At 72.0% G+C, this 21,562-nt stretch carries 16 protein-coding genes and 1 tRNA gene; 12 read left to right on the forward strand and 5 right to left on the reverse strand.

Annotated features, from left to right (window positions below; translation table 11 throughout):
- Window positions 1-147 precede the first annotated feature (147 nt).
- The 3 genes from OGL88_RS04485 to OGL88_RS04495 all read left to right on the forward strand — a co-directional run bounded on the left by OGL88_RS04485 (window position 148) and on the right by OGL88_RS04495 (window position 2,828).
- Window positions 148-828 carry a GntR family transcriptional regulator gene (locus OGL88_RS04485; RefSeq protein ID WP_205462989.1) on the forward strand — a complete coding sequence of 227 codons (681 nt, stop codon included), beginning with the start codon at window positions 148-150 and terminating at the stop codon, window positions 826-828.
- A 171-nt stretch (window positions 829-999) separates the two neighbouring features.
- Window positions 1,000-2,334, forward strand: a complete 1,335-nt coding sequence (locus OGL88_RS04490; protein WP_263090023.1) for an LCP family protein — start codon at window positions 1,000-1,002, stop codon at window positions 2,332-2,334.
- Between the two features lie 405 nt (window positions 2,335-2,739).
- Window positions 2,740-2,828, forward strand: a tRNA-Ser gene (locus tag OGL88_RS04495).
- Window positions 2,829-2,887: 59 nt separating this feature from the next.
- On the opposite strand, the gene OGL88_RS04500 is transcribed toward OGL88_RS04495, so the two are convergent.
- Window positions 2,888-4,084: an MFS transporter gene (locus tag OGL88_RS04500; RefSeq protein ID WP_263090024.1), complete on the reverse strand. Its 1,197-nt coding sequence runs from the start codon at window positions 4,082-4,084 to the stop codon at window positions 2,888-2,890.
- A gap of 157 nt (window positions 4,085-4,241) precedes the next feature.
- Between OGL88_RS04500 and OGL88_RS04505 the strand changes: the two genes are divergently transcribed.
- The gene (locus OGL88_RS04505) at window positions 4,242-4,691 is read left to right on the forward strand and encodes a MarR family winged helix-turn-helix transcriptional regulator (RefSeq protein WP_263090025.1); all 450 of its coding nucleotides are present in this window, start codon (window positions 4,242-4,244) and stop codon (window positions 4,689-4,691) included.
- Window positions 4,692-4,756: 65 nt separating this feature from the next.
- Here the strand turns inward: OGL88_RS04505 and OGL88_RS04510 are convergent, their stop codons facing one another.
- Window positions 4,757-5,752: a LacI family DNA-binding transcriptional regulator gene (locus OGL88_RS04510; protein ID WP_263090026.1), complete on the reverse strand. Its 996-nt coding sequence runs from the start codon at window positions 5,750-5,752 to the stop codon at window positions 4,757-4,759.
- A 98-nt stretch (window positions 5,753-5,850) separates the two neighbouring features.
- Here OGL88_RS04510 and OGL88_RS04515 point away from each other — a divergent pair, with 98 nt between their 5' ends.
- From OGL88_RS04515 to OGL88_RS04535, 5 genes are all read left to right on the forward strand, one after another.
- On the forward strand, window positions 5,851-7,080 hold the full coding sequence (locus OGL88_RS04515) for a Gfo/Idh/MocA family protein (protein WP_263090028.1): 1,230 nt from the start codon (window positions 5,851-5,853) through the stop codon (window positions 7,078-7,080).
- The gene (locus OGL88_RS04520; RefSeq protein ID WP_263090031.1) at window positions 7,077-8,081 is read left to right on the forward strand and encodes a sugar phosphate isomerase/epimerase family protein; all 1,005 of its coding nucleotides are present in this window, start codon (window positions 7,077-7,079) and stop codon (window positions 8,079-8,081) included. Before OGL88_RS04515 ends, OGL88_RS04520 begins: the two co-directional genes overlap by 4 nt.
- A gap of 172 nt (window positions 8,082-8,253) precedes the next feature.
- The gene (locus OGL88_RS04525) at window positions 8,254-9,246 is read left to right on the forward strand and encodes an AAA family ATPase (protein WP_235035938.1); all 993 of its coding nucleotides are present in this window, start codon (window positions 8,254-8,256) and stop codon (window positions 9,244-9,246) included.
- Window positions 9,246-10,577 (forward strand): DUF58 domain-containing protein, encoded by a 1,332-nt coding sequence (locus OGL88_RS04530; protein ID WP_263090034.1) that lies wholly within the window; start codon window positions 9,246-9,248, stop codon window positions 10,575-10,577. The genes OGL88_RS04525 and OGL88_RS04530 overlap by 1 nt, the downstream gene beginning before the upstream one ends.
- Window positions 10,574-12,919 carry a transglutaminase family protein gene (locus OGL88_RS04535; protein WP_263090036.1) on the forward strand — a complete coding sequence of 782 codons (2,346 nt, stop codon included), beginning with the start codon at window positions 10,574-10,576 and terminating at the stop codon, window positions 12,917-12,919. Before OGL88_RS04530 ends, OGL88_RS04535 begins: the two co-directional genes overlap by 4 nt.
- 134 nt (window positions 12,920-13,053) lie before the next feature.
- On the opposite strand, the gene OGL88_RS04540 is transcribed toward OGL88_RS04535, so the two are convergent.
- Together OGL88_RS04540 and OGL88_RS04545 are read right to left on the reverse strand one after the other, a co-directional pair.
- Complete coding sequence (locus tag OGL88_RS04540; protein ID WP_263090038.1) at window positions 13,054-13,662, reverse strand: TetR/AcrR family transcriptional regulator; 609 nt, start codon at window positions 13,660-13,662, stop codon at window positions 13,054-13,056.
- 228 nt (window positions 13,663-13,890) lie between these two features.
- Window positions 13,891-14,676 (reverse strand): trimeric intracellular cation channel family protein, encoded by a 786-nt coding sequence (locus OGL88_RS04545; protein ID WP_263090039.1) that lies wholly within the window; start codon window positions 14,674-14,676, stop codon window positions 13,891-13,893.
- A gap of 69 nt (window positions 14,677-14,745) precedes the next feature.
- Here OGL88_RS04545 and efeU point away from each other — a divergent pair, with 69 nt between their 5' ends.
- Genes efeU through efeB form a run of 3 tightly spaced genes read left to right on the forward strand, consistent with a single transcriptional unit; the run spans window position 14,746 to window position 18,846 of the window.
- Window positions 14,746-16,341, forward strand: a complete 1,596-nt coding sequence (efeU, locus tag OGL88_RS04550; protein ID WP_263090041.1) for an iron uptake transporter permease EfeU — start codon at window positions 14,746-14,748, stop codon at window positions 16,339-16,341.
- A gap of 4 nt (window positions 16,342-16,345) precedes the next feature.
- Window positions 16,346-17,548, forward strand: a complete 1,203-nt coding sequence (gene efeO / locus OGL88_RS04555; RefSeq protein WP_263090043.1) for an iron uptake system protein EfeO — start codon at window positions 16,346-16,348, stop codon at window positions 17,546-17,548.
- Window positions 17,545-18,846, forward strand: coding sequence for an iron uptake transporter deferrochelatase/peroxidase subunit (gene efeB / locus OGL88_RS04560; RefSeq protein WP_263090044.1), 1,302 nt, complete (start codon window positions 17,545-17,547; stop codon window positions 18,844-18,846). Before efeO ends, efeB begins: the two co-directional genes overlap by 4 nt.
- Window positions 18,847-19,176: 330 nt before the next feature.
- Here the strand turns inward: efeB and OGL88_RS04565 are convergent, their stop codons facing one another.
- Window positions 19,177-21,513, reverse strand: coding sequence for a bifunctional metallophosphatase/5'-nucleotidase (locus OGL88_RS04565; protein ID WP_263090046.1), 2,337 nt, complete (start codon window positions 21,511-21,513; stop codon window positions 19,177-19,179).
- Window positions 21,514-21,562 lie beyond the last annotated feature (49 nt).

Below are 21,562 nucleotides of genomic sequence, written 5' to 3' on the forward strand. Positions count from 1 at the left end.
TTCTGTATTCAGAGTGTTTAGCACGGCCGCCGTCGGGGTGTCACCGTGCTGGCATGGCACTCCTCCACAGCGCGACACCCAGCGAGACGATCCACGACGGTGCCGGTGCGGTCGCCCAGGGCGACCACCGTGCGTGAGGCTGGCGCGATGGAGCAGTCACCGATGCGCGTCGGCCGGGGCGACCGCGATCCCCACGGCCTCCGGCGCAGTCTGCTGCGCGACGCGGTCTTCCTCCGCTTGCTCGAGAACGTGCTGCGCGGCGAGTACCGCCGCGGGCAGCGCCTGCGCCTCGACACCATCGCCGAGGACATGCGGGTCTCCCGCACGCCGGTGCGCGAAGCCCTTGTCTCGCTCGAGTCGCACCAGCTCGTCACCGTGCAGCGGTACGTCGGCGTGGTGATCACGCGGTGGACCGTCGGGCAGATGACCGAGCGCGTGCGCATCGCCCGGGCCCTGGTGGTCGACCCGCCGGTGAGCGGCACGGGCCACGACGACCGCTTCGACCCGGCCTGGCTCCGCGAGTGCTGGACCGAAGCCGGGGCCTTCGTCGAGCTCGTCGCGTGGTTCCTCCGCCGGAGCGGCGCCTCGGTCAGCGCCGACTGGATGCTGTCGCAGCGCACCGTGCTCGACATGTTCTTCACCGACGACGTCGCCCTGGCCAACGGGATCGACGCCGTGGTCGACCGGGCGCGACGGCTCGAACTCGTCGACCAGGCCGCGCGGGCAGCGGAGCGCGACGCGGCCGACGACTGCGCGGCAGCGTTGCTCGAGCTCGCCACGGCGCTCATCGCCCTGCCGGATCGGTTCCGGGTGGCCGTGGCATCCTGAATCCCCTCGGCTGCGCGTTCGCACAGGTCCGCATCGAGCCCCGCGGATCCGGGGGTCGACGGCGGATCGGTGCGTCCGCTCCGACGTCGTTCGCACTGGATCGCCAGGCGTCTCCGTGGCAGCCTTGACCGGCTGCCGTCCCCGGCGCGTCCACCGACGACAGGAGAGCCCGTGAACGACGTCCGCGATCGATCCCACCGTCTCAACCGGGCCGACGGGATCGCACGGCACGGACGTCTCCGTCGGTCCGCACCCTTCCGGACCGTCGCTGCGCTGGTCGCGAGTGTGGCCGCGGTCGCGCTCGTCAGCACCGCTTCGGTGGCAGCCATCGCCGCGAAACAGGTGACGGACGACCTCGGCGACGGTGTGCAGATCGAGGGCCAGGCGGCGCCGCAGTCGAACGGCACGAAGGCCCCGTCACTCAGCGCGTACGCGGGCGGCTTCAACATGCTCGTCGTCGGGACGGACAACGACCCGGACCAGTCCGCGGAGTTCGGGGAGCGCGACGCCACCCTCAACGACGTCAACATCCTGCTCCACGTCTCGGCCGACCACACCAACGCGACCGCGGTGAGCATCCCCCGCGACCTCGTCACTCCGATCCCCGCGTGCAAGAAGACCGACGGCTCCGGCACCGCACCGGCCATGGCCGCGCAGCCGATCAACACCTCGTTCAGCGACGGCGGGCTGAACTGCGTGACCCAGACCGTGCAGGGGCTCACCGGCCTGGACATCCAGTACTCGGCCGCGGTCTCGTTCAACGGCGTCATCGAGATGTCGAACGCGATCGGTGGCGTGCCGGTCTGCGTGGCGCAGCCGATCCAGGACCCGTACACCGGGCTCGACCTGCCCGCCGGCACCTCGACCCTGCAGGGCGACGAAGCCCTCGCGTTCCTCCGGACCCGGCACGGCGTCGGTGACGGTTCCGACCTCGGCCGGATCTCGAGCCAGCAGGTGTTCCTGTCGTCGCTGCTCCGGACCGTGAAGTCGAACGACACCCTCACCTCGCCGACCACCCTGTACAAGCTGGCCCGCGCCGCGGCGTCGAACATGCAGCTGTCCGAGAGCCTGAACGACATCGGGACGATGGTGCAGATGGGTCGGGCGTTGCAGGACCTCCCGCTGTCGCAGGTGAACTTCGTGCAGTACCCGGGCACGACCGGCGGCACCGGGGTCTACGAGGGCAAGGTCCAGCCGACGACGTACCTCGCCGACCAGCTGTTCGCGAAGATCAAGGCGGACCAGTCGTTCTCGTTGGGGGAGGACAGCACGGGCATCGGATCCGAGGCGAACGCGGCGCCGTCGGCAGCGGCCTCGTCGCCGGCTGCTGCGGCGCCGTCGGCTCCGGCGTCCGCACCCGCGACTGCCGCGCCGTCGTCGCCTGCCGCAGTTGCTCCGACTGCGCCCGCTGCTGCTCCGACTGCATCGGCGACGCCGGAGACCATCGACGGGCTCGAGGGCCAGTCCGCCGACCAGGAGACCTGCTCGAAGGCCTTCGGGTACTGACGCGGGCGGCTCGGGCTCTGAGTCCGAGACTCGGTGTAGGCGACGTTTCTCGGGCACCGCGCCCCGAGTTCCGTCGTCCAGCCCGAGTCTCGGGGCGTTCGGCCCGAGTCTCGGGAACCCGGACGGCCGGAGAAGGGCCGCTCCCCGAGCGGGCGCCAGGCAACCGGGCGCGCCGGGCCCGACTCGGAGAGCGACGTCGGTGCTGTGTCGCGACTACGGGGACGAGCCCCGGAATGTGATCGCCGCGTCTCGACGATGCTATTGACCGGGGTACGTCGAGACAACCCCGAGGTGTCCCCACTTCGGGGGACCCGCGTTCTGCGACCGTGCCACGCGCGGGGTGCGGTCGGGTCGAGAGTGGCTCGGTCCTCCTGTATGGTGGTCGGAGCGCTCGCGAGAGCGCTTGGAGACGTCGCATAGTCCGGCCGAGTGCACCACCCTGCTAAGGTGGAGTCCCCTTTAGGGGACCGAGGGTTCAAATCCCTCCGTCTCCGCACTCCACGAAACCCCGGTCCGATCGGACCGGGGTTTCGTCGTCTCCGGAGTGGTCTCGTCAGGCCGTCGCGACGCTCCCTGTCGAGGTCAGCTCGCCGGCCCCGCGCGAGCGACCGCGCCGCACGGCACCCATGGCGACGAGCGTCAGGGCCACGGCGGCCAGGGTGATCCCGGCTCCCGCCCAGATCGGCGAGGTGTAGCCGAGCCCGGCGGCGATGGTGAGCCCACCGATCCAGGCACCCAGCGCGTTGCCGAGGTTGAACGCGGCGATGTTCGCCCCGCTCGCCAGGGTCGGCGCGTGGTCTGCGTACTGCATCACGCGCGTCTGCAGTGCCGGCACGGTCGCGAACCCGAAGGCGCCCATGAGCACGAGGGCGATGACGGTCAGCACGGGCGAGGTCGCGACGAGGGCGAACAGTCCGAGCACCACGGTGAGGGCGACGAGCACGACGAGCAGGGTCCGGTCGATCGAGCGTGCGGCGAGCTTGCCGCCGACGAAGTTCCCGACGAACAGCCCGACGCCGAACACCACGAGCAGCCACGGCACCGCCGAGGACGGGAACCCGGACACCGAGGTCAGCGTGTACGCGATGTAGGTGAACGCACCGAACATCCCGCCGTAGCCGAGCACGGTCATGCCGAGTGACAGCCACACCTGGCCGGAGCGGAAGGCACCGAGCTCGCGGGCCAGTGACGGTGTCTCGGCCTGACGGACGGCGGGGACGAGCACGAGGACGCCGACCAGGGCGACGACGCCGATGGCGACGATGGCCCAGAAGGTCGAACGCCAGCCGAGCGCCTGACCGAGGAACGTGCCGAACGGCACTCCGAGCACGTTGGACGCGGTGAGGCCCGTGAACATCAGGGCGACGGCCGAGGCGCGCTTCGAGCGCTCGACCATGTTCGCGGCGACGACGGACCCGATGCCGAAGAACGCTCCGTGGCAGAGCGCCGCGATGACGCGTCCGGACATCATCACCTCGTAGGTCGGTGCGATCGCGGACAACGTGTTGCCGACGATGAACAGCACGAGCAGCCCGAGCAGGACGGGCTTGCGGGGAAGCCGGGTGGTGGCTGCGGTCAGGCCGAGCGCCCCGACGATGACGGCGAGCGCGTAACCGGTGACGAGCCAGCCGGCCGTGGTCTCGGTGACGCCGTAGTCGGCGGCGACCTCGGGCAGCAGGCCGGTGATGACGAACTCGGTCAGTCCGATGCCGAATCCGCCGAGTGCGAGGGCGATGAGTCCCGCGGGCATGGGGGTTCCTTCTGTTGTGCGGTGGCGCTGTGCCGCGTACGCTGGTTGTTGCAGACGCTCGGTATCGATAGTTGCATACGCGGGGTATCAGCGCAAGCAACTGCACGCGCCCGCACGATCGCGGCGACCGACCGCGCAGCCGACCAGAAGGAGCCCGATGTCCGTCGACGACACCTCCACCGCCGTTCGCGCCCACGGCTGGCGCACCCTGGCGGCACTGCACGGCCTGATCGAGACGCGCCTCGAGCGCGCGCTGCGCGACGTCGACCTCTCCGTGGTCGAGTACACCGTGCTCGACGGGCTGCGCCGGCAGGACGGCTTCCACATGCGCATGCAGCAGCTCGCCCGCGCGGCGGCCCTCAGTCCGAGTGCCACGACCCGGCTGGTCAACCGACTCGAGGAGCGTGCGCTCCTCACCCGCGTGCTCTGCGCCGACGACCGCCGCGGGCTCTACACGGAGCTCACCCACGCCGGTCAGCGGCTGCTGGATGCGGCCACGCCGATCCACGCCGCTGCGCTCGAGGGGGCGCTCGCCGAAGCGCGCGAGGTCCCGGAACTCGAGGAACTCGCGGTCGCGGTCGACCGGCTCGAAGACGCCACGGTCTGATCCGTCGGCCGGGAGGCCCGGATCACCGCCGCCCCGCGCGCTGCGGTCGTGCGGTGGCCTGCGTCTCAGGCCCGCGGCGGCGCCGTCGTGGACCGCACGACGAGCGACGGTGACACCAGGGTCCGGGTCGGGGCGGGCCGTTCGGCCGCGCCGACGAGTTCCACGAGCCGGTTCGCCGCGAGCCGCCCGACCTCGTCGTTGTGTGGGTCGACCGTGGTCAGGCGCAGCAGGGGTGAGGCGGCGAGCGGGGTCTCGTCGTTGCCGACCACCGAGACGTCCTCGGGGACCCGGAGTCCGGCTTCGTGGACAGCGGCGATCGCGCCCATCGCCATGACGTCGTTCGCGGCGAACACCGCCGTCAGGTCCGGGTGGTCCCGCAGAGCACGGCGGGTGCCCTCGTACCCGGTCGTCTCGGACGTCGGGCCGTCGCCGTAGACCAGCGGCGCGATGCCGGACGCGACCATCCGCGTGACGGTGCCCTCGCGGCGGACCGCAGCCGGGCCTCCCGAACCGGTGACGTGGGCGATGCGGCGGTGACCGAGTCCGATCAGGTGATCCGCTGCCAACCGGCCGCCGGCGGCCTCGTCCGAGGCGACGACGTCGAGCCCGCCGGGCACGTCGGCCCGGGCGCCGGCGACGACGACGGGGGTGTCGGCCGGCACGACGAGGTCGGGGAAGCCCTCGGCGGCGAGGACGACGCCGTCGACCCGCAGTGAGACCAGGTCGTCGAACGGCGAGGAGCCGAGGTGGGCGTTCGCACGGGTGTCCGCGAGGGTGAGTCGCAGGCCGTGTGGTGCAAGCGCGTCGCGGATGCCGTCGAGCAGGGGGACGAACCACGGATTGCGGAAGTCGTCGACGATGACCCCGACGGTGCGCGTCCGGGTGCCGGCGAGGATCGCGGCGGCGCGGTTCGGGCGGTAGCCGAGCTCGGCGGCTGCGGCGAGCACGGCCGAGCGGCGTGCGTCGGAGACGCCCGGGTCGTCGCGGAGCACCATCGAGACGAGTGACTTCGAGACGCCGGCACGGGTCGCGACGTCGATGATCGTCGGGGGTCGTGACACGCGGCTCCTTGACAGGACATGGGGTGATCGGGCTACAGTCTACCGACATGTTCTGGAACGTTCCAGAATCGGTACCGGACTTCTCGAAGGAGAGAACCATGAGCGACAGCATCGGCGTCGCCGTCATCGGGGCGGGCATGGCGGGCAAGGCCCACATGGCCGCGTGGCGGAACGCACCCTCACTCTTCGCCCCGACGCTGCCGCCCGTGCGGCTCGTGTCGATCGGCGACGTGTACGAGCCCCTCGCGGCCGAGGCTGCGCAGCGCTTCGGCTACGCCCGCCACGACACGGACTGGCGAGCCGTCGCCGAGGCCGACGACATCGACGTCGTGAGCGTCGTCGTCGCGAACACGCTGCACCGCGAGATCGTCGAGGGGCTGCTGGCCGCCGGCAAGCACGTCCTGTGCGAGAAGCCGCTGTCGGACTCGCTCGAGGACGCACGGGCGATGGCCACCGCGGCCACCGAGGCATCGCAGCGCGGGCTCGTCGCCCGCGTCGGCTTCACCTACCGCCGCGCCCCTGGCCTCGCCGCGATCAAGCAGCTCGTCGAGGACGGCACGCTCGGCCGCGTCCTGCACGTCTCTGCCCGCTACTGGACCGACTACGGCTCGTCGCCCGACGTGCCCTTCTCGTGGCGCTTCGCGGGTGCCCCCGGCACCGGAGCCCTCGCCGACGTCGGCTCGCACCTGGCGTACGTGGCCGAGTTCCTGGCCGGCGAGGTGCAGAGCGTCAACGGCGGCATGTTCACGACCGCGATCACGAAGCGCCCGATCGCCGCCGGGTTCGCCCTGCGCGGGCAGACCGTCCCGCTGACCGGGGAGTTCGCCGACGTCGAGAACGACGACTACGCCACCTGCAACGCACGCTTCGGCGACGGCTCCGTGGTGGGCTCGCTCGAGGTGTCCCGGGTCGCCACGGCGCACCCGAACGGCCTGGTCATCGAGGTCTTCTGCGAGAACGGCGCAGCGCGCTGGGACCAGGAGCGCGCCTCGGAGATCGGCCTCGCGCTGCAGTCCGACGGCTCCCGCCTCGGTGGGTACCGCCAGGTCGTCCTCGGCCCGGACCACCCCTACGTCGCAGGTGGCATGGCGATGGACGCGCCCGGTGTCGGCTGGGGGCAGAACCAGATGTTCGAGTACCAGGCACGCGCGTTCCTCGACGAGGTCGCCGGTGTCGCGGACCCGCTCCCGGCCAACGCCACGTTCGACGACGGCGTGCACAACATGGAGATCCTCGACGCGGTGGCACGGTCCGCCGCAGCCGGCGGAGCATCGCTGGACGTCCGCCCGACCGAGACCGTCCGTACCACCGAAGGAGCGCACGCATGAAGCTCGGTCTGTACAACGCGATCTTCCACGACCGACCGCTCGCCGATGCCCTGACCGCCATCGCGGGCAACGGCCTGACCGGCATCGAGCTGAACACCGGCGGGTTCCTGCCGCCGGTGCACGTGCCGGACATCGACGCGATCCTCGACGACGACGGGGCACGTGACGCCTTCCTCGCCCGGTTCGAGGGCACCGGGGTGTCCATCGCCGGCCTGAACTGCAACGGCAACCCGCTGCACCCGGATCCCGCGATCGGGCCGCAGCACGCGGAGGACGTCCGCCGCAGCATCCGGCTCGCAGCCCGCCTCGGCCAGGACCGCGTCGTCACGATGTCGGGGCTGCCGGCGGGCGAGCCCGGCGGCACCCGGCCGAACTGGATCGTGAACGCCTGGAACTCCGCCGCGCTCGACGTCATCGAGTACCAGTGGAGCGTCGCGGTGCCGTTCTGGCAGGAGATCGACGCCCTGGCGCGGGAGCACGGGGTCAAGGTGGCGCTCGAGCTGCACCCGCAGAACGTCGTCTTCAACCCGGCGACGATCCGCGAGCTCGTGCAACGTGGTGGGCTGACGAACACCGGCGTCGAACTCGACGCGAGTCACCTGTTCTGGCAGCAGATGGACCCGGTGGCGGTCGTCCGCGACCTCGGTGACCTGGTCTTCCACGCCGCGGCGAAGGACGTCCGGATCAACCCGCACGCGGCGATCAACGGGGTGCTCGACAACTCGTTCCGTCGGCTGTCGCCGGACGAGCCGCGCACGAACCTCGGTGGCGACGAGTGGGCGAACGAGTGGCCGAAGCCGTCCGCGTGGGACTTCGTCGCGCTCGGCAAGGGCCACGACGAGGCGTACTGGTCGGCGTTCCTCGAGGCCCTGCGCGAGGTGGACCCGGACATGTGGGTCAACATCGAGCACGAGGACACCGAGCTCGGTCGCGAAGAAGGGGTCGCGGTCGCCGCGAAGGTCCTGCTCGCAGCCGACGCGGCGCTCGCGACGCGCGCGTGAGTCGCGTCTGAGACGCACCACGTGATCTGGACGGGAGGCCCGTGGGACGTGCGCCGATCGGCGCACGCTCCACGGGCCTCCCGTCCAGTGCGCATCGGTGACACGCCCACCGGGCGCTGTCACCGGACCGATGTAGCATGCACGACACCTGTCCCGAGACGAGGAGCCCTGCGTGCCGGAGCCGACCGACCCCGCCTTCCCCCTCGAGCGCATCCGAGAGGTCGGTGACGCCATCGTCGCGTCCGTCTCGACGGTGATCGACGGCAAGACCGAGGCGATCCGCACCGCGCTCACCGTGATGCTGGCCGAGGGGCACCTGCTCGTCGAGGACGTCCCCGGCGTCGGCAAGACGGTCCTGGCGAAGGCGCTCGGCGCCTCGGTGGGCGGCTCGGTGAACCGGATCCAGTTCACGTCCGACATGCTGCCGTCGGACGTCACCGGGGTGAACATCTTCGACCAGTCCTCGGGCACGTTCCGGTTCTCACCGGGGCCGGTGTTCGCGAACGTCGTCATCGGCGACGAGATCAACCGCACCAGCCCGAAGACCCAGTCCGCCCTGCTCGAGGCGATGGCCGAGTCGCAGGTCACCGTCGACGGCGTCACCCGGCTGCTCGACCGCCCCTTCATGATCGTGGCGACGCAGAACCCGATCGACATGGAGGGCACGTACCCGTTGCCCGAGGCCCAGCGTGACCGCTTCATGGCGCGCATCACGATGGGGTACCCGAGCGTCGACGCCGAACGGCAGATGCTCGCGAACCGCGGCGGCGGCGACCCGCTGTCGCACCTGCGACCGATCGTCGACGTGACCACGCTGCGCGGGATCATCGAGGCCGTGGCGAACGTCCACATAGCCCCCGACGTCGAGGCGTACGTCATCGCGATCGTCCGTTCCACCCGCACCCACCCCGACCTGGTGCTCGGCGCCAGCCCCCGCGCCACGCTGCACCTGGCCCAGGCGGCCCGTGCGCACGCCGCGCTGCTCGGCCGGCCGTTCGTGACCCCGGACGACGTCGCCGCCCTGGCACCGATCGTGCTCGCCCACCGGCTCGTGCCGGTGGCGCGCGGACTCGGTGGCACGGGCGAGGACACCGTGCGCGAGATCGTCGTCCGCATCGTCTCCGACACCGCCGTGCCGTTCACGGCGACCCCCGTCCGCTCCTGATGCCGGGGCGATCGGCACCGTCGTCGCTGCTGCGGCGCACCGGCGCCGCGCGCTCGACGCTCGGGCGCTTCGGCCGCCGTGGGCTGTCACTGCTCCGGCGGACGCCGTTCCCCCGTCCGACCGTGCGCGGCTGGACCGTCATCGCGATCGGAATCGGGCTGGTCGGGGGCGGGCTCGTGGGCACCACCAGCGTCGCCGTCTCGGCCGGGCTGCTGCTGCTCGTGCTCGTCGTGCTCGGCATCGTGATGGCGTTCGTGGTCGCCGCTCCGCTCCGGGGCAGTCGGAGCACGGCGCGCGCGATCGTGCAGGTCGGCGAGGTCTACCGCGAGCGGATCACCCTCGGCAGCACGACTCTGCCGATCGGCCCGCGGTCGACCCTGCTCGTCCGGGAACAGCTCGAGGACGCCTTCGCCAGTGCGTCCGAGGCCGAGACCTACGCGCTCGTCGGCCCGGGGGTCCCGCCAGCCGTGCTCGACGTCGAGGCGCTCGCGATGCACCGTGGCCGCACGCTGGTCGGACCCGTCACGATCCGGGTCGAGGACCCCTTCGGCCTGCTCCGCATCGACCGGCCGGTGGTGCCCGCAGAAGAGGTCGTCGTCGTCCCCGCGAGTGCACCGCTCGCCGCGATCGACACCGGCGCCCTCGCCGGGGCCGTCTCCGCCGACGAAGGACGGGTCGGGCAGGGCGGGTCCGCCGACGACAGCGAACTCCGGCCGTACCGTCCCGGCGACCCGATCCGTCGGGTGCACTGGGCGCAGAGTGCTCGCCGCGGCGAACTGCACGTCCGGCAGACCACGCAGGCGCAACCACCCGAGGCCGTCATCGCGCTCGACGTCCGGCGCGAGTCCTACCAGGGCCTCGGGCGCGAGGACCTGGCGGAGCTGTCCGACCTGGGCGGTGACCAGGCCTTCGAGCACGCGGTCGTCGTCGCCGCCAGTGTCGCCCGCGCCCTCGCCGCCCGGACCTCGCGCGTCGTGCTCGTGAGCGACGGACCGTCGGGCAGCACCCGGCACACCGGTGACGTCGGCGGACTCACCGACGTGCTCGTCGGACTCGCTGACGTCCGGCTCCGCAGCGACGCCCGTCCGGTCACCGAGGTCCTGCCCGAGGTGCGTGGACGGGACGTGCACGGCATGACCGCGGTGGTCACCGGCAACTGCACCGCCGAGCAGGCGGCCGAACTCGTGACGGCGACGAGCGGATCGAGCCGAGGGATCATGGCGACGATCGTGCCGCCGGACCCCGTCGTGCGGGGGATCCTCGACCGCGGCGGTTGGCGCACCCTGGTGGTGCCCGTCGCCGGGGCGACCGCGTCCGGAGCCGCGCGGTGAGCGGCACCGCTGCGCCGTCGCGTCGGCCCGTCGACGTGCGCGAGGTCCTGGACCGCGACGACGACACCCGTGACACCCCGAGCACCTGGGTCGTCGCGCTCGCCCCGGTGCCCGTGCTCATCGCCGCGCTCGCGATCCGCCCGCTCGTGCAGGGCACCGCCTGGTGGGTGTCCGGCGTCGTGGTCGTCGCGGTGCTCGTGGCCGTCATGCTCGCGGCGCGTCGCCGGGCCCCCGGGGTCCGGTTCGTGGCGCTCGTCGCCACGCTCGTGCTGTGCTCGTGCGCCGCAGCCCTGGTCAACGACGTGCAACCCCTCGGCTGGCTCGATGCCGACGGGGCCCTGGGCGAGACGCTCGCCGCCATCCGTCTGAACCCCGCGCCGTTGCCGCAGACCGACGCGATCCGGCTGGTCGTGACCGTGTCGATCGCCTGGGTGGCGGGCGTCTCGTTGTTCCTCGCCGCGATCGCCCGGATCCCGTCGCTCGCCGCCGCGCCCGCACTCGTCATCCTCATCGTCCCGGGGATCATCACCGGACAGCCGGCGGGCACCGCGCTCGTGATCACCACGGCGGTCGCCTTCCTCGCCCTGCTGTGGCTGTCGGTCCGACCCGTGCAGCGAGCGGTCCCGGCCGCGGTCGTCGGTGTGATCGGGCTCGTCGTCGCGATCGGTCTGCCCGCGATCGTGCCGCTCAACGCGAGCTGGCTGTCCGGCGTCACCGGGGCCATCCAGTCGCCGATCCAGCCCGGGCGACCCGGCACCCTGCTCGAGCTCGGCAACGACCTCCGGCAGCCGAGCGAGCTCGAGGTGCTCCGCTACCGGTCGTCCGACGGCCAGCCCGAGTACCTCAAGCTCGCCGACCTGGACGAGTTCGGCACCGGGGACTGGGTGCCGACGGTGACGAACGCCGCCGAGGCCGACACCGCCGACCAGCAGCAGTGGGCCGAGGGAGTGAACCCCCGCCTGGCGACCCGCGGCGACGTCACCGTCCGGATCACGGGTCTGTCGAGCACGTACCTGCCGGTGCCGTCCGGGGCGGTGTCGATCGATTCGCGTTCCACCAACCTCGACCTGTCGCAGTGGCGCTGGATGGGCTCCTCGAGCACCGTGCGGTCGACCGGTCCGGCCACGCCGCGCGGTGCGACGTACGAGGTCTACGGCGCCTCGACCTTCGCGAACGCGTACCTCGACGCCGTCGCGGCCTCGGGTGTCCTGTCCCGTGCCGACGGCCGGGGGTTCCGCGAGCCGAGCGGCGACCAGCTGCAGACCGACCTGACGCTGCCGAAGAACTTGCCCGCGAACATCTCGTCGACCGCTGAGCGGGTGGCCGGGGCCGCGTCCGACGACTACGCCCAGGCCCGCGCCCTGGAGCAGTGGTTCCGCAGCGACCTGTTCACCTACTCCGAGACGGCCCCCGTCGAGCAGGGCTACGACGGCGACAGCATGGACGTCGTCTCGACCTTCCTGCAGGTGCGCGAGGGCTACTGCGTGCACTTCTCGTCGGCGATGGCCGTGATGGCCCGGACGCTCGGCATCCCGTCCCGCATCGCGGTGGGGTACCGGGCGGGGGCGGCGCAGCCCGACGGCGAGTACGCGGTGTCGAACCGGCAGCTGCACTCCTGGCCCGAGCTGTACATCCAGGGGGCCGGCTGGGTCGCGTTCGAGCCCACGCCGGACTCCGACGCGGCAGCGCAGCCCTCGACCGAACCCACGGAGACCCCGACCGCGGCGACGCCCGAGTCCCCGCTGCCCGCGCCCGAGCAGTCCGCCCCCGCCGAGTCCTCGGCGACGCCGACCCCCTCGGCGTCGGCGGAGCCCGGTTCGGCCGGTGCCTCGGGCGGCGGCGGTCCGGCTGGCCTGCTGTTCGGCGCGGCACTCGTCCTCGCGTTGCTCATCGCCCCCGGACTCGTCCGAGTGCTCCGACGGCGCTCGCGGTTGTCGGCCGTCGCCGCTGGTCGCTCACCGGCGGTGAACGCCTGGCGTGAGGCCCTCGACGACGTCGCCGACCACGGCTACGCGCCGGGGCTGGCGCCGCCCGGCGACGCAGCGGCTGCGGCCCGGACCGCCCGTGCCGTCCTCGGACGACTCCGTCCGGTGCTGCCGGCCTCAGCGCTCCCGCACCTCGACGCCGTGGTCGATGCCGTCGACCGTGAACGGTTCGCGGCCGGCGGGGTCGCAGCGGTCGACGGCGGTGCCCTCGTGCGGCACGTGCAGCAGGCGCGGGAGGCCCTCGACGCCTCGGTCTCCGGTGGACGGGTGCTGCGGTCGCGCCTGCTGCCGCCGAGCCTGCTGCCGTCGTCCGCCTGGTCGCACGAGGGGCGTCGGCGTTCCCGTCGCCCCGCCTGACGGCGGGGTCCCGGCTGGTGCGAGGTTGACCACTCCGTGCGGCGCAACAAGCTCGCACCGAGTGGTCAACGCCGCACGACGGCATCGCCGCCGCGCCGCTGCACCGCGCCGCCGCCGCACCGTCCGCCGCCGGGTCAGCGGCGGCGGACGACCGCCTCGACCAGGGCGGCGATGACCTCGCCCGGGTCGACACCCGGCAGCGCGGGCCCGTCGAACACGACCCCGACGTTGGCGGCGACGAGCGCCGTGGCGAACACGTCGAGCGGCATGCCGGCGTCGACCTCCGGGTGCGCCCCGAACCACAGTCGCACCAGCTCGTGCACACCGTCCTGCAGCACCCGTCGCTGCCGCACGAACTCGGGCAGCAGGTCGGTGTGCCGGATCGCGTAGGCGCGGAACTCCGACAGCAGGGCGAACTGTGCGCGCTGGTCGTGCCGTCCGAAGGCCGCTCGCACGACGTCCGCGATGTCCGCCGCGGCGATGTCGGCACGGATGAGCTCCTGCAGCGACCCGAGCACCAGGTTCGTGCCGCGCTGCATGACCTGCGCGAGCAGGTCCTCCTTCGACGAGAAGTTCGAGTAGACCGCGCCCTTGCTGAACCCGGCGCGTGCGGCGACGTCGTCGAGACGCGCTCCGTGCACGCCCTGTTCGGCGAAGACGGCGGCGCCGGCGGTGAGCAGACGTTCTCGGACCTCGGCCCGTGGGGTCCTCGGTGTGGGGGAGTCGGAGACGTCGTCGTTCATCGTTCCTGCTGGGGCGGGGCACCGGGGCTGGAACCCGGGCGGGCGAGCTGGGGGTGGGAGACCTGCCGCGCCGCGCGTCTGATCACGCGCGGCATCAGCGAAGCCCCCATCACCACGTCTGCGCGGAACCGCCGCGTTCGGGTCGCGTCGGTTCGGTGCTGACGACATGAGCCGGGTCGATACCCGACGGTAGGGATGCTACGCCGGAGCACCGACAGATGACACCCCTCAGTCGTCGAACGAGGATTCCGTTGCCGTGTCGTGTTCTTCGCGGACGCTGCCCGCCCCCGTGCGCCGTCCGGGGCGTCGGAGCAGCCGGAGTGCGTCGGGTCGCAGGCTCCGACCGCGCCGCAGCAAGGACCCGAGCGTCGACTTCGGCTGCCAGTCGCGACCGTTGGGCAGTCCCCAGCCGCGGCGGACAGCGCCCCAGCGCAGGCCGAGCGACAGCGCGATCGCGGCGACGATCCCGATCGACGGCGATCCGAGGGCGGACGCGACGACCATCACCACCGACGCCGCGACGGCCACGGTGGCGTACAGCGCGTTCCCGCCGAACACCGCGGGCACCCGGCGGAGCAGCAGGTCCCGCATCGCGCCGCCGCCGACCGCGGTGATCGTGCCCATGATGATGGCGGCGGGCCACTCCAGGCCGGCGTCGTAGGTGCGCTGCACCCCGACCACCGCCCAGAACCCGATCACCGCCGCGTCGAGCACGGTGAACAGTCGGTCCCAGGTGATCTCGGAGAACGACACGAAGAAGGCGATGAGCGCCCCGGCCAGTGCGACCGGCACGTAGAGCGGGTCGACGAGTGCGACCGGAGGGCCGTTCTGCAGCAGGGTGTCGCGCAGCATGCCGCCGCCGAGCCCCGAGACGAAGCCGACGACCAGGAACCCGAACAGGTCGAAGTCCATCGCCCGGGCGATCGATCCACCGAGCAGGGCGGACGCGAACACCCCGGCGAGGTCGAGCACGTTCGTGACCGACGCCAGGCCCTCGACGGACAGCAGGTTCATGAGAACCATCAAACCCCACGCCGAACGACTGGCGGGCCGAACGGCGGTTAGGTTAGCCTCACCTACGTCATGCTCGCCACCCTCGTCATCGGCCTCCGTGAAGGCCTCGAAGCGACGCTCATCGTCGGCATCATCGCCGCGTTCCTGCGTCGCAACCGTGTCCCCCTCGCCCCCATGTGGTTCGGCGTCGGGGTCGCCGTCGTGCTCAGCATCGGCGTCGGGTTCGGCCTGCAGGTCGTCGAGCAGGCCCTGCCGCAGGCGCAGCAGGAGGGCATGGAGGCGATCATCGGCATCGTCGCCGTGGTCTTCGTCACCGGCATGATCGTCTGGATGCGCACCCACGCGCGCACCCTGACCAAGGAACTCGAGGCGAGCGCGACCGAGGCGCTCGGCCGCGGCACCGCGTGGGCACTGGCCGGCATGGCCTTCCTCGCCGTGCTCAAGGAGGGCTTCGAGACCGCGGTCTTCCTCCTCGCCACCTTCCAGGCGTCGTCGGACACCGGTCTCGCCGCCCTCGGCGCGGTCATCGGCATCGCGGGCGCCGTCGTCGTCGGGTACGGCATCTACACCGGCGGCGTCCGGCTGAACCTGTCGAAGTTCTTCACCGGCACCGGCGTCTTCCTGGTGTTCGTCGCCGGCGGGCTCGTGCTGACGGTGCTCCGGCGCGCGCACGAGGCCGGGTGGATCGTCATCGGGCAGCAGCGGACCGTCGACCTGTCCTGGCTCGCCCCGAACGGTTCGGTGCAGGGTGCGCTCGTCACGGGCGTGCTCGGCATCCCGCCGGATCCCCGGGTGATCGAGGTGCTCGGCTGGGTCCTGTACGTCGTGCCCGTCCTCGCCCTGACCCTCTGGCCCCGGGCCTGGCGTCCGTCGGCGGCACGCGTTCCGGCGATCCGCGCGACGGTCGCCGGTGCGCTCGCGGTCGCCGCCGCAGCACTGGCGATCGCCGTGCCGACAGGCGGGGTCGACCTGCCGCGCACCGCTGCGGTCAGCGGGGACGCCACCTCCGTCTCGGCGGACGTCCACGGCGCGTCCGGCGTCCTCCGCGTCGCCGGCACCACCACCGGCCAGGAGGCACGGATCACGTTGTCGACGTCGGCCCACCGCCGCGTGACCCGAGCGGGCGTGGCCGCCGACCGGTGGCGGGTGCGCACGTCGGCCACCGCAGCGGACCGCCCCGCCACGCTGACGCTCGTCGACCTCGTCGACCTGTTCGGCCGGATCCCGGTCGGCGTCTCGCCGTCGACGAACCCCGGCCCGTTCACCGCCCGCTGGGCGGTGCGCGACACCGTGACCCTGTGGACGGTCGGTGGTGGGGTCCTGGACGCCACCCGCGACGAACGCACGGTGCTGACGCTGAGCGACGGGGGCCTCCCGTCCGCGCGCACCACGACCCTGGACCGCTCCGTGTGGTCCGTCCCCGACTCCCGCGTCGAGCGGTCCGCCACTGCGGTGGCGACCGCGGACACGCGGGCTGCCGAGCTGCTGCTCTGGGAGGCCTGGTTGCCGATCGCCCTCGGCGTCGCAGCCGCCGCCCAGGCGCTGCTCGCGCTCCGTGACCGCCGTCGTCGGACGGCACCCGTGAACCCCACCCCCGAAACCGTCCCGACACGCGGCCCACCCGCCGGGGACCCTGCAAGGAGCAACGACTATGCCGTTCGGTAAGCCCGTGCGACCCCTGATCACCCTCGGCGCCCTCGGCGTCGTCACCGCCCTCGCGCTGACCGGCTGCGCGAGCTCCGACGGTGCCTCGGACAGCTCCACCGACGCCGCGAAGGTCTCGCGCGTCACCATCACCCTGACGAACGACGGCTCGGACCAGTGCACGGTCTCCGAGACGAAGGTGCCGGCCGGGCCGGTCACGTTCTCGGTGGAGAACGAGTCCTCGACCGCCATCACCGAGGTCGAACTGCTGCAGGACCAGCGGATCCTCGGCGAGAAGGAGAACCTCGCACCCGGCCTCGACGCCGTGCAGTTCACCGCGACCCTGACCGGTGGGAAGTACCAGGTGTACTGCCCCGGGGCGGACACCGAGCTCACCGACTTCACGGTCACGGGCAAGGTCACCTCCACCGCGAACAGCAGCGCCGCCACCCTGCTCGACGAGGGCACGAAGGGCTACGCCGACTACGTCGACGGCCAGGTCACCGACATGGTCACCGCGGTCGAACTCCTGCAGAAGGACGTCGACGCCGGCGACCTCGAGGCCGCGAAGACCGACTACGCGAACGCCCGCCCGTTCTACGAGCACGTCGAGAGCGACGTCGACGGCTTCGTCAAGAAGGGCCACGAGGCGACCGACAACGCCGGCAACCTCGACTACCTGATCGACATGCGCGCATCGAACCTCGACCCGGCCGTCGGCTGGAGCGGGTTCCACGCCGTCGAGAAGGACCTGTTCCAGGCGGGGGAGATCACCGCGTCGACCAAGAAGACCGCGGCCGACCTGACCGAGAACGTGCAGCTGCTCGCGAAGCTCGTCCCGACGCTCGACTACAAGCCCGAGGACCTGGCGAACGGTGCCGCCGGCCTGCTCGAGGAGGTCCAGTCGAACAAGGTCACCGGTGAGGAAGAGGCGTACAGCCACATCGACCTCGTCGACCTCGCCGCCAACGTCGAGGGTGCCCGTCAGGCCTTCGCGTACCTCAAGCCGGGCCTGACGAAGCTCGACCCGACCCTCACCAAGCAGATCGCGAAGCAGTTCGACGCGACGAACACGATGATGGACGGCTACCGCAACGCCGACGACCTCGGCGGCTTCGACACGTGGGACGCAGGCACCAAGCAGTCCGACGCGAACCGCATCTCGCAGCAGATCCAGGCCCTGCAGGACCCGCTGTCCCGCCTCGCCGAGAAGGTCGCCACCGCGTGACGCAGCCCGACGACGACCGCGCAGCCCGCACCGGGGTCTCCCGGCGTGGGCTGTTCGGCGCGGGACTCGCCGCGGCCGGAGCGGGTGCCGGTGCCGCGGCCGGCATCGGCGGTGCCACGGCCGCGACGGGGGTCGACCCGTTCACGGCGGCCGCCAACGGTGACGAGTCCATCGACCTGTCCCAGAGCCACCCGTTCTACGCGACCGCCGCCCGGCAGCCGCAGGGCGGGGTGCAGACCGCACCCCAGCGGTACTGCGTCTTCATGACCTTCGACCTGTCCACCAGTGTCGCGACCGAGCTGCAGGTGCTCCTCGCCCGCTGGTCCGCGGCGATCGCGCAGCTGCAGGCGGGCAAGACCGTCGGAAGTGTCGAGCCCGCGCACGGTGACGGCGTCGGCGCGGACACCGGTGAGGCGCTCGACCTCGGCCCGGCGTCCCTGACGGTCACGGTGGGGCTCGGCCCCGGCGTCTTCGACGAGCGCTTCGGTCTGGCCGACAAGCGCCCGGCGGCGCTCGCCGACGTGCCTCGGCTGCCGAGCGACAACCTGCAGGCCGGCCTGACCGGGGGCGACCTGTCGCTGCAGGCCTGCGCCGACGACCCCCAGGTGGCCTACCACGCTGTCCGCGACCTGGCCCGGATGGCCCGGGGGACGGCGACCGTGCGGTGGACCGTGCTCGGCTTCGGTCGTGCGTCGGCCGGCCCGCACCAGACGACGCCGCGCAACCTGATGGGCTTCAAGGACGGCACCAGGAACATCACGACGGACGAGGACCACGACCGCTTCGTGTGGGTCGACGACCCGGGCGAGGGTGCGGCGTGGATGACCGGCGGCACCTACCAGGTGGTGCGGAAGATCCGGATGAACATCGAGATCTGGGACGCCGACGTCGTCAGCGATCAGCAGCGCGTGTTCGGTCGGACCAAGATCGAGGGCGCACCGCTGTCCGGCGGGACCGAGCACACGACGCCGGACTTCGCGGTGACCGGGAAGGACGGTGCCACGAAGATCGACGCGACGTCCCACATCGCCCTGGCCGCCCACGAGGCGAACGGCGGCGTGAAGATCCTGCGTCGTCCGTACAACTACACCGACGGCCTCAACGAGTACGGCCAGCTCGACGCGGGGCTGCTGTTCCTGGCCTACATGAACGACCCGGAGCACTTCACCCGGCTGCAGCGGAAGCTCGGCGCCTCGGACCGGTTGAACGAGTACGTCTCGCACATCGGCTCCGCGGTGTTCGCGATCCCGCCGGCACCGCGCAAGGGGTCGTACATCGGCGAGCAGCTGTTCCGCTGACCGTGTCCGGAGCGCGCTGACGCCGCCGGGGGGAGAGGGCGCCCTCCGCCGTTTCCCTGGAGGCGGAGGGCACCCGCGTCGCGGGGTCTCGTCGAACGGAACCACCGCCGACCTGAGAGGCGACCCGGCGCGACGCGTCGCGATGCGACAGGCCCGAGAGTACCCCGCTGATCCCCGGATCCGCAGTGCCAGCGCGGCTGTGGGACAGGGAGCGCGCCAGCGGGGCCGCGCGCGGTGCGCGCCGGACGCGATCCGTGCCTCCCGGGACGACGGAACGGGCCGCCTCACGGTGGTGAGACGGCCCGTTCGTGTCGGACTGGAGGCGCGGCGTCAGTCCGCCTGGATGCTCGCGTCGATCCGTGCGCGCTTCCGGCGCACGGCGACGAGTGCGGTGATGCCCGCCAGCAGGAGCAGGCCCGCTGCGATCCCCGCCGCCGTCAGGTCCGCGCCCGTGTAGGCGAGGTCACCGCCGGCGTTCGTGGAGTCAGTGGGGTCGCCCGCCAGGTCGGTTCCGGTTCCGGTTCCGGGAACGTTCCCGTTCCCGTTCCCGTTCCCGTTGCCGTTGCCCGGGTCGGCCGGGTCCGTGGGGTCGGTCGGGTCCGTGGGCTCGGTCGGGTCCGTCGGGTCGACGGCTGCGGCGAGCGGGATGGTCACGGCGAGCGTGATCGTCTGGCCGCCCGGAAGGGTGACCGCGAGCGGCTCGTCCGTCGTCGCTGCGGCACGGGCAGCCGCGCGGACCGTCGTCGCGTCGGCCGACGACTCGATGGTGGGCACGGCGAAGGTCAGCGTCGCACGACCCTGCTCGTCGGTCTTGTCGACGATCGTCGGGTCGATCTCGGCGGTGGCGAGCTCGACGTCGCCGGCGCTGACCGACACGGTGCCGGCTGCGGTGGGGTCGTCGCTGCTGAACACGAGCGACGACAGCGCGATGCTGATCTCGTCACCGGGCTGGAAGCCACCGGCGGGCGTCGGCGTGACCGTGGCGCCGACGGCACGCTGGTCGGCCGGCGGGGTGACCGACGGGTTGGCGAGGAAGTAGTCCACCTGCGCCTGCAGGTCGACCTGGCCCGAGTCCGCGACGTTCGTGCCGGTCGCGAAGGCGGCGAAGTTGTCGCCACCCGTCGACAGGAACGAGTTGACCGTCACCTTGAGGGTGTCGTCGAGCGCGATCGGCTCGCCGTCGAGGGTCATCCCGGTGATGCGCTCACCGCGGCCCTTCGCGGGGTCGTAGGTGTACGCGAAGCCGTTCGAGACGCCGAGCTTGAGGAACGGACGCTCGAGGCCGTCGGGCTGCCACTGCTGCTCGAGGGCGTTCTTGATCTGCTGCCCGGTCATGTCCTCGGTGACCAGGGTGTTCGCGAACGGCTGGACGAGCGCGGCTTCCTTGTAGGTGACGGTGCCGTCCGGGTCACCCGCGCCGCTCGACTTGTAGACCATGTCCGTGCGGAGCCCGCCCGGGTTCATGAAGGCGACCTGCGAGCCGTTGCGCTCGGTCGCGGAACGCTGCACCTCGGCGATGTAGTTGCCGAGGACCGATTCGCCACCGCGGTTCTCAGCGGTGCGGTCCGACTGGACCGCGCGGCGCAGGTCGCCGGTGATCTCGCCGAGCTTCTTGCTGCCCTCCACGTCGGCGACGGCCTTCGCGGCGGTCACGATGCCGGTGACCTCGTCGACCGACGTGGTGTCGGCCGGCACGCGGGTCTCACCGTTGACCGACTTGACCTCGGACGTGATGCCGGTGAGCTGCTTGTCGGCGTCGACGGTGAGCTGCAGGTGCCCGAAGTTCACGCCGTACGAGGCGGTCTGGATGACGGGGCGGGGTGTGCCCGTCGGGCCTGCGATCGAGTGGTTGTACTTCGCGTGGGTGTGTGCGGAGACGATCGCCGCGACCTTCTCCGAGACACCGGAGGTGATCTTGCCGAAGGCGCCGGTGCCGGTCGCGTCCGCGAGGGCGCTCGTGGTGGCGCCCTCGTGCACGAGGAGCACGAGCACGTCGGCCTCGCCGTTCGACTCGTCGTCGTCGGTGAGCTGGTCGGCGTACTTGTTGACCTGGCTGACGATCGGGGCCATCGCGAGACCCTGCACGCCGCCGGGGCTGACGAGCCCGGGGATCAGGTCCTCGGTGGTCGCGCCGATGAAGCCGACCTTCACGCCGCCCTTCTCCACGATGGAGTACGGGGTGAACGCGGGCTCGGTCGTACCCTGCTTGACGATGTTCGCGGAGACGTAGGGCCAGTCGGCACGGTCCTCGATGCGCCCGGTCAGGTCATTCTGACCCTTGTCGAGCTCGTGGTTGCCGATCGCGCTGACGTCGAGGTCCATGGCGTTGAGCGCATCGATCGTCGGGGCGTCCTGCTGGATCAGCGAGGTGAACGTCGAAGCACCGACGTTGTCGCCCACGCTGGCGAAGATCGTGTTCGGGTTGGCCTCGCGGTACGACTGCACGACACCGGCGAGCTTGGCGGCACCGGCCGCCTTGTCGACGGCGGTGCCCTCGGACTCGATGCGGCCGTGGAAGTCGTTGACGTCGATGATGTCGATCGTCGTGTCGCCCTCGGCGGCGACGGCGGTGGAGGGGACGGACAGTGCGACGAGCACACCCGCGGTGGCGAAGGCCGCGCCGCTGATGATGCGCCGTCGGCGGCGCGGAGAGGAGTGGAGGTTCATCGTCGGAGAACCTATGAGGACGCACAGCCGACCCGCCAGTGTCGCGTCG

The organism is Curtobacterium sp. RIT-PI-V (genome assembly GCF_025642935.1).
In the GTDB taxonomy this organism is placed as follows: domain Bacteria; phylum Actinomycetota; class Actinomycetes; order Actinomycetales; family Microbacteriaceae; genus Curtobacterium.

Excerpts from the sequence above, each read along its gene's own strand:
- OGL88_RS04505 (WP_263090025.1), top strand. The coding sequence starts at position 4,242 with ATGTCCGTCGACGACACCTCCACCGCCGTTCGCGCCCACGGCTGGCGC.
- OGL88_RS04520 (WP_263090031.1), top strand. The coding sequence starts at position 7,077 with ATGAAGCTCGGTCTGTACAACGCGATCTTCCACGACCGACCGCTCGCC.
- OGL88_RS04540 (WP_263090038.1), bottom strand. The coding sequence starts at position 13,662 with ATGAACGACGACGTCTCCGACTCCCCCACACCGAGGACCCCACGGGCC.
- OGL88_RS04565 (WP_263090046.1), bottom strand. The coding sequence starts at position 21,513 with ATGAACCTCCACTCCTCTCCGCGCCGCCGACGGCGCATCATCAGCGGC.
- OGL88_RS04515 (WP_263090028.1), top strand. The coding sequence starts at position 5,851 with ATGAGCGACAGCATCGGCGTCGCCGTCATCGGGGCGGGCATGGCGGGC.
- OGL88_RS04500 (WP_263090024.1), bottom strand. The coding sequence starts at position 4,084 with ATGCCCGCGGGACTCATCGCCCTCGCACTCGGCGGATTCGGCATCGGA.
- OGL88_RS04530 (WP_263090034.1), top strand. The coding sequence starts at position 9,246 with ATGCCGGGGCGATCGGCACCGTCGTCGCTGCTGCGGCGCACCGGCGCC.
- OGL88_RS04485 (WP_205462989.1), top strand. The coding sequence starts at position 148 with ATGGAGCAGTCACCGATGCGCGTCGGCCGGGGCGACCGCGATCCCCAC.
- OGL88_RS04545 (WP_263090039.1), bottom strand. The coding sequence starts at position 14,676 with ATGAACCTGCTGTCCGTCGAGGGCCTGGCGTCGGTCACGAACGTGCTC.
- efeU (WP_263090041.1), top strand. The coding sequence starts at position 14,746 with ATGCTCGCCACCCTCGTCATCGGCCTCCGTGAAGGCCTCGAAGCGACG.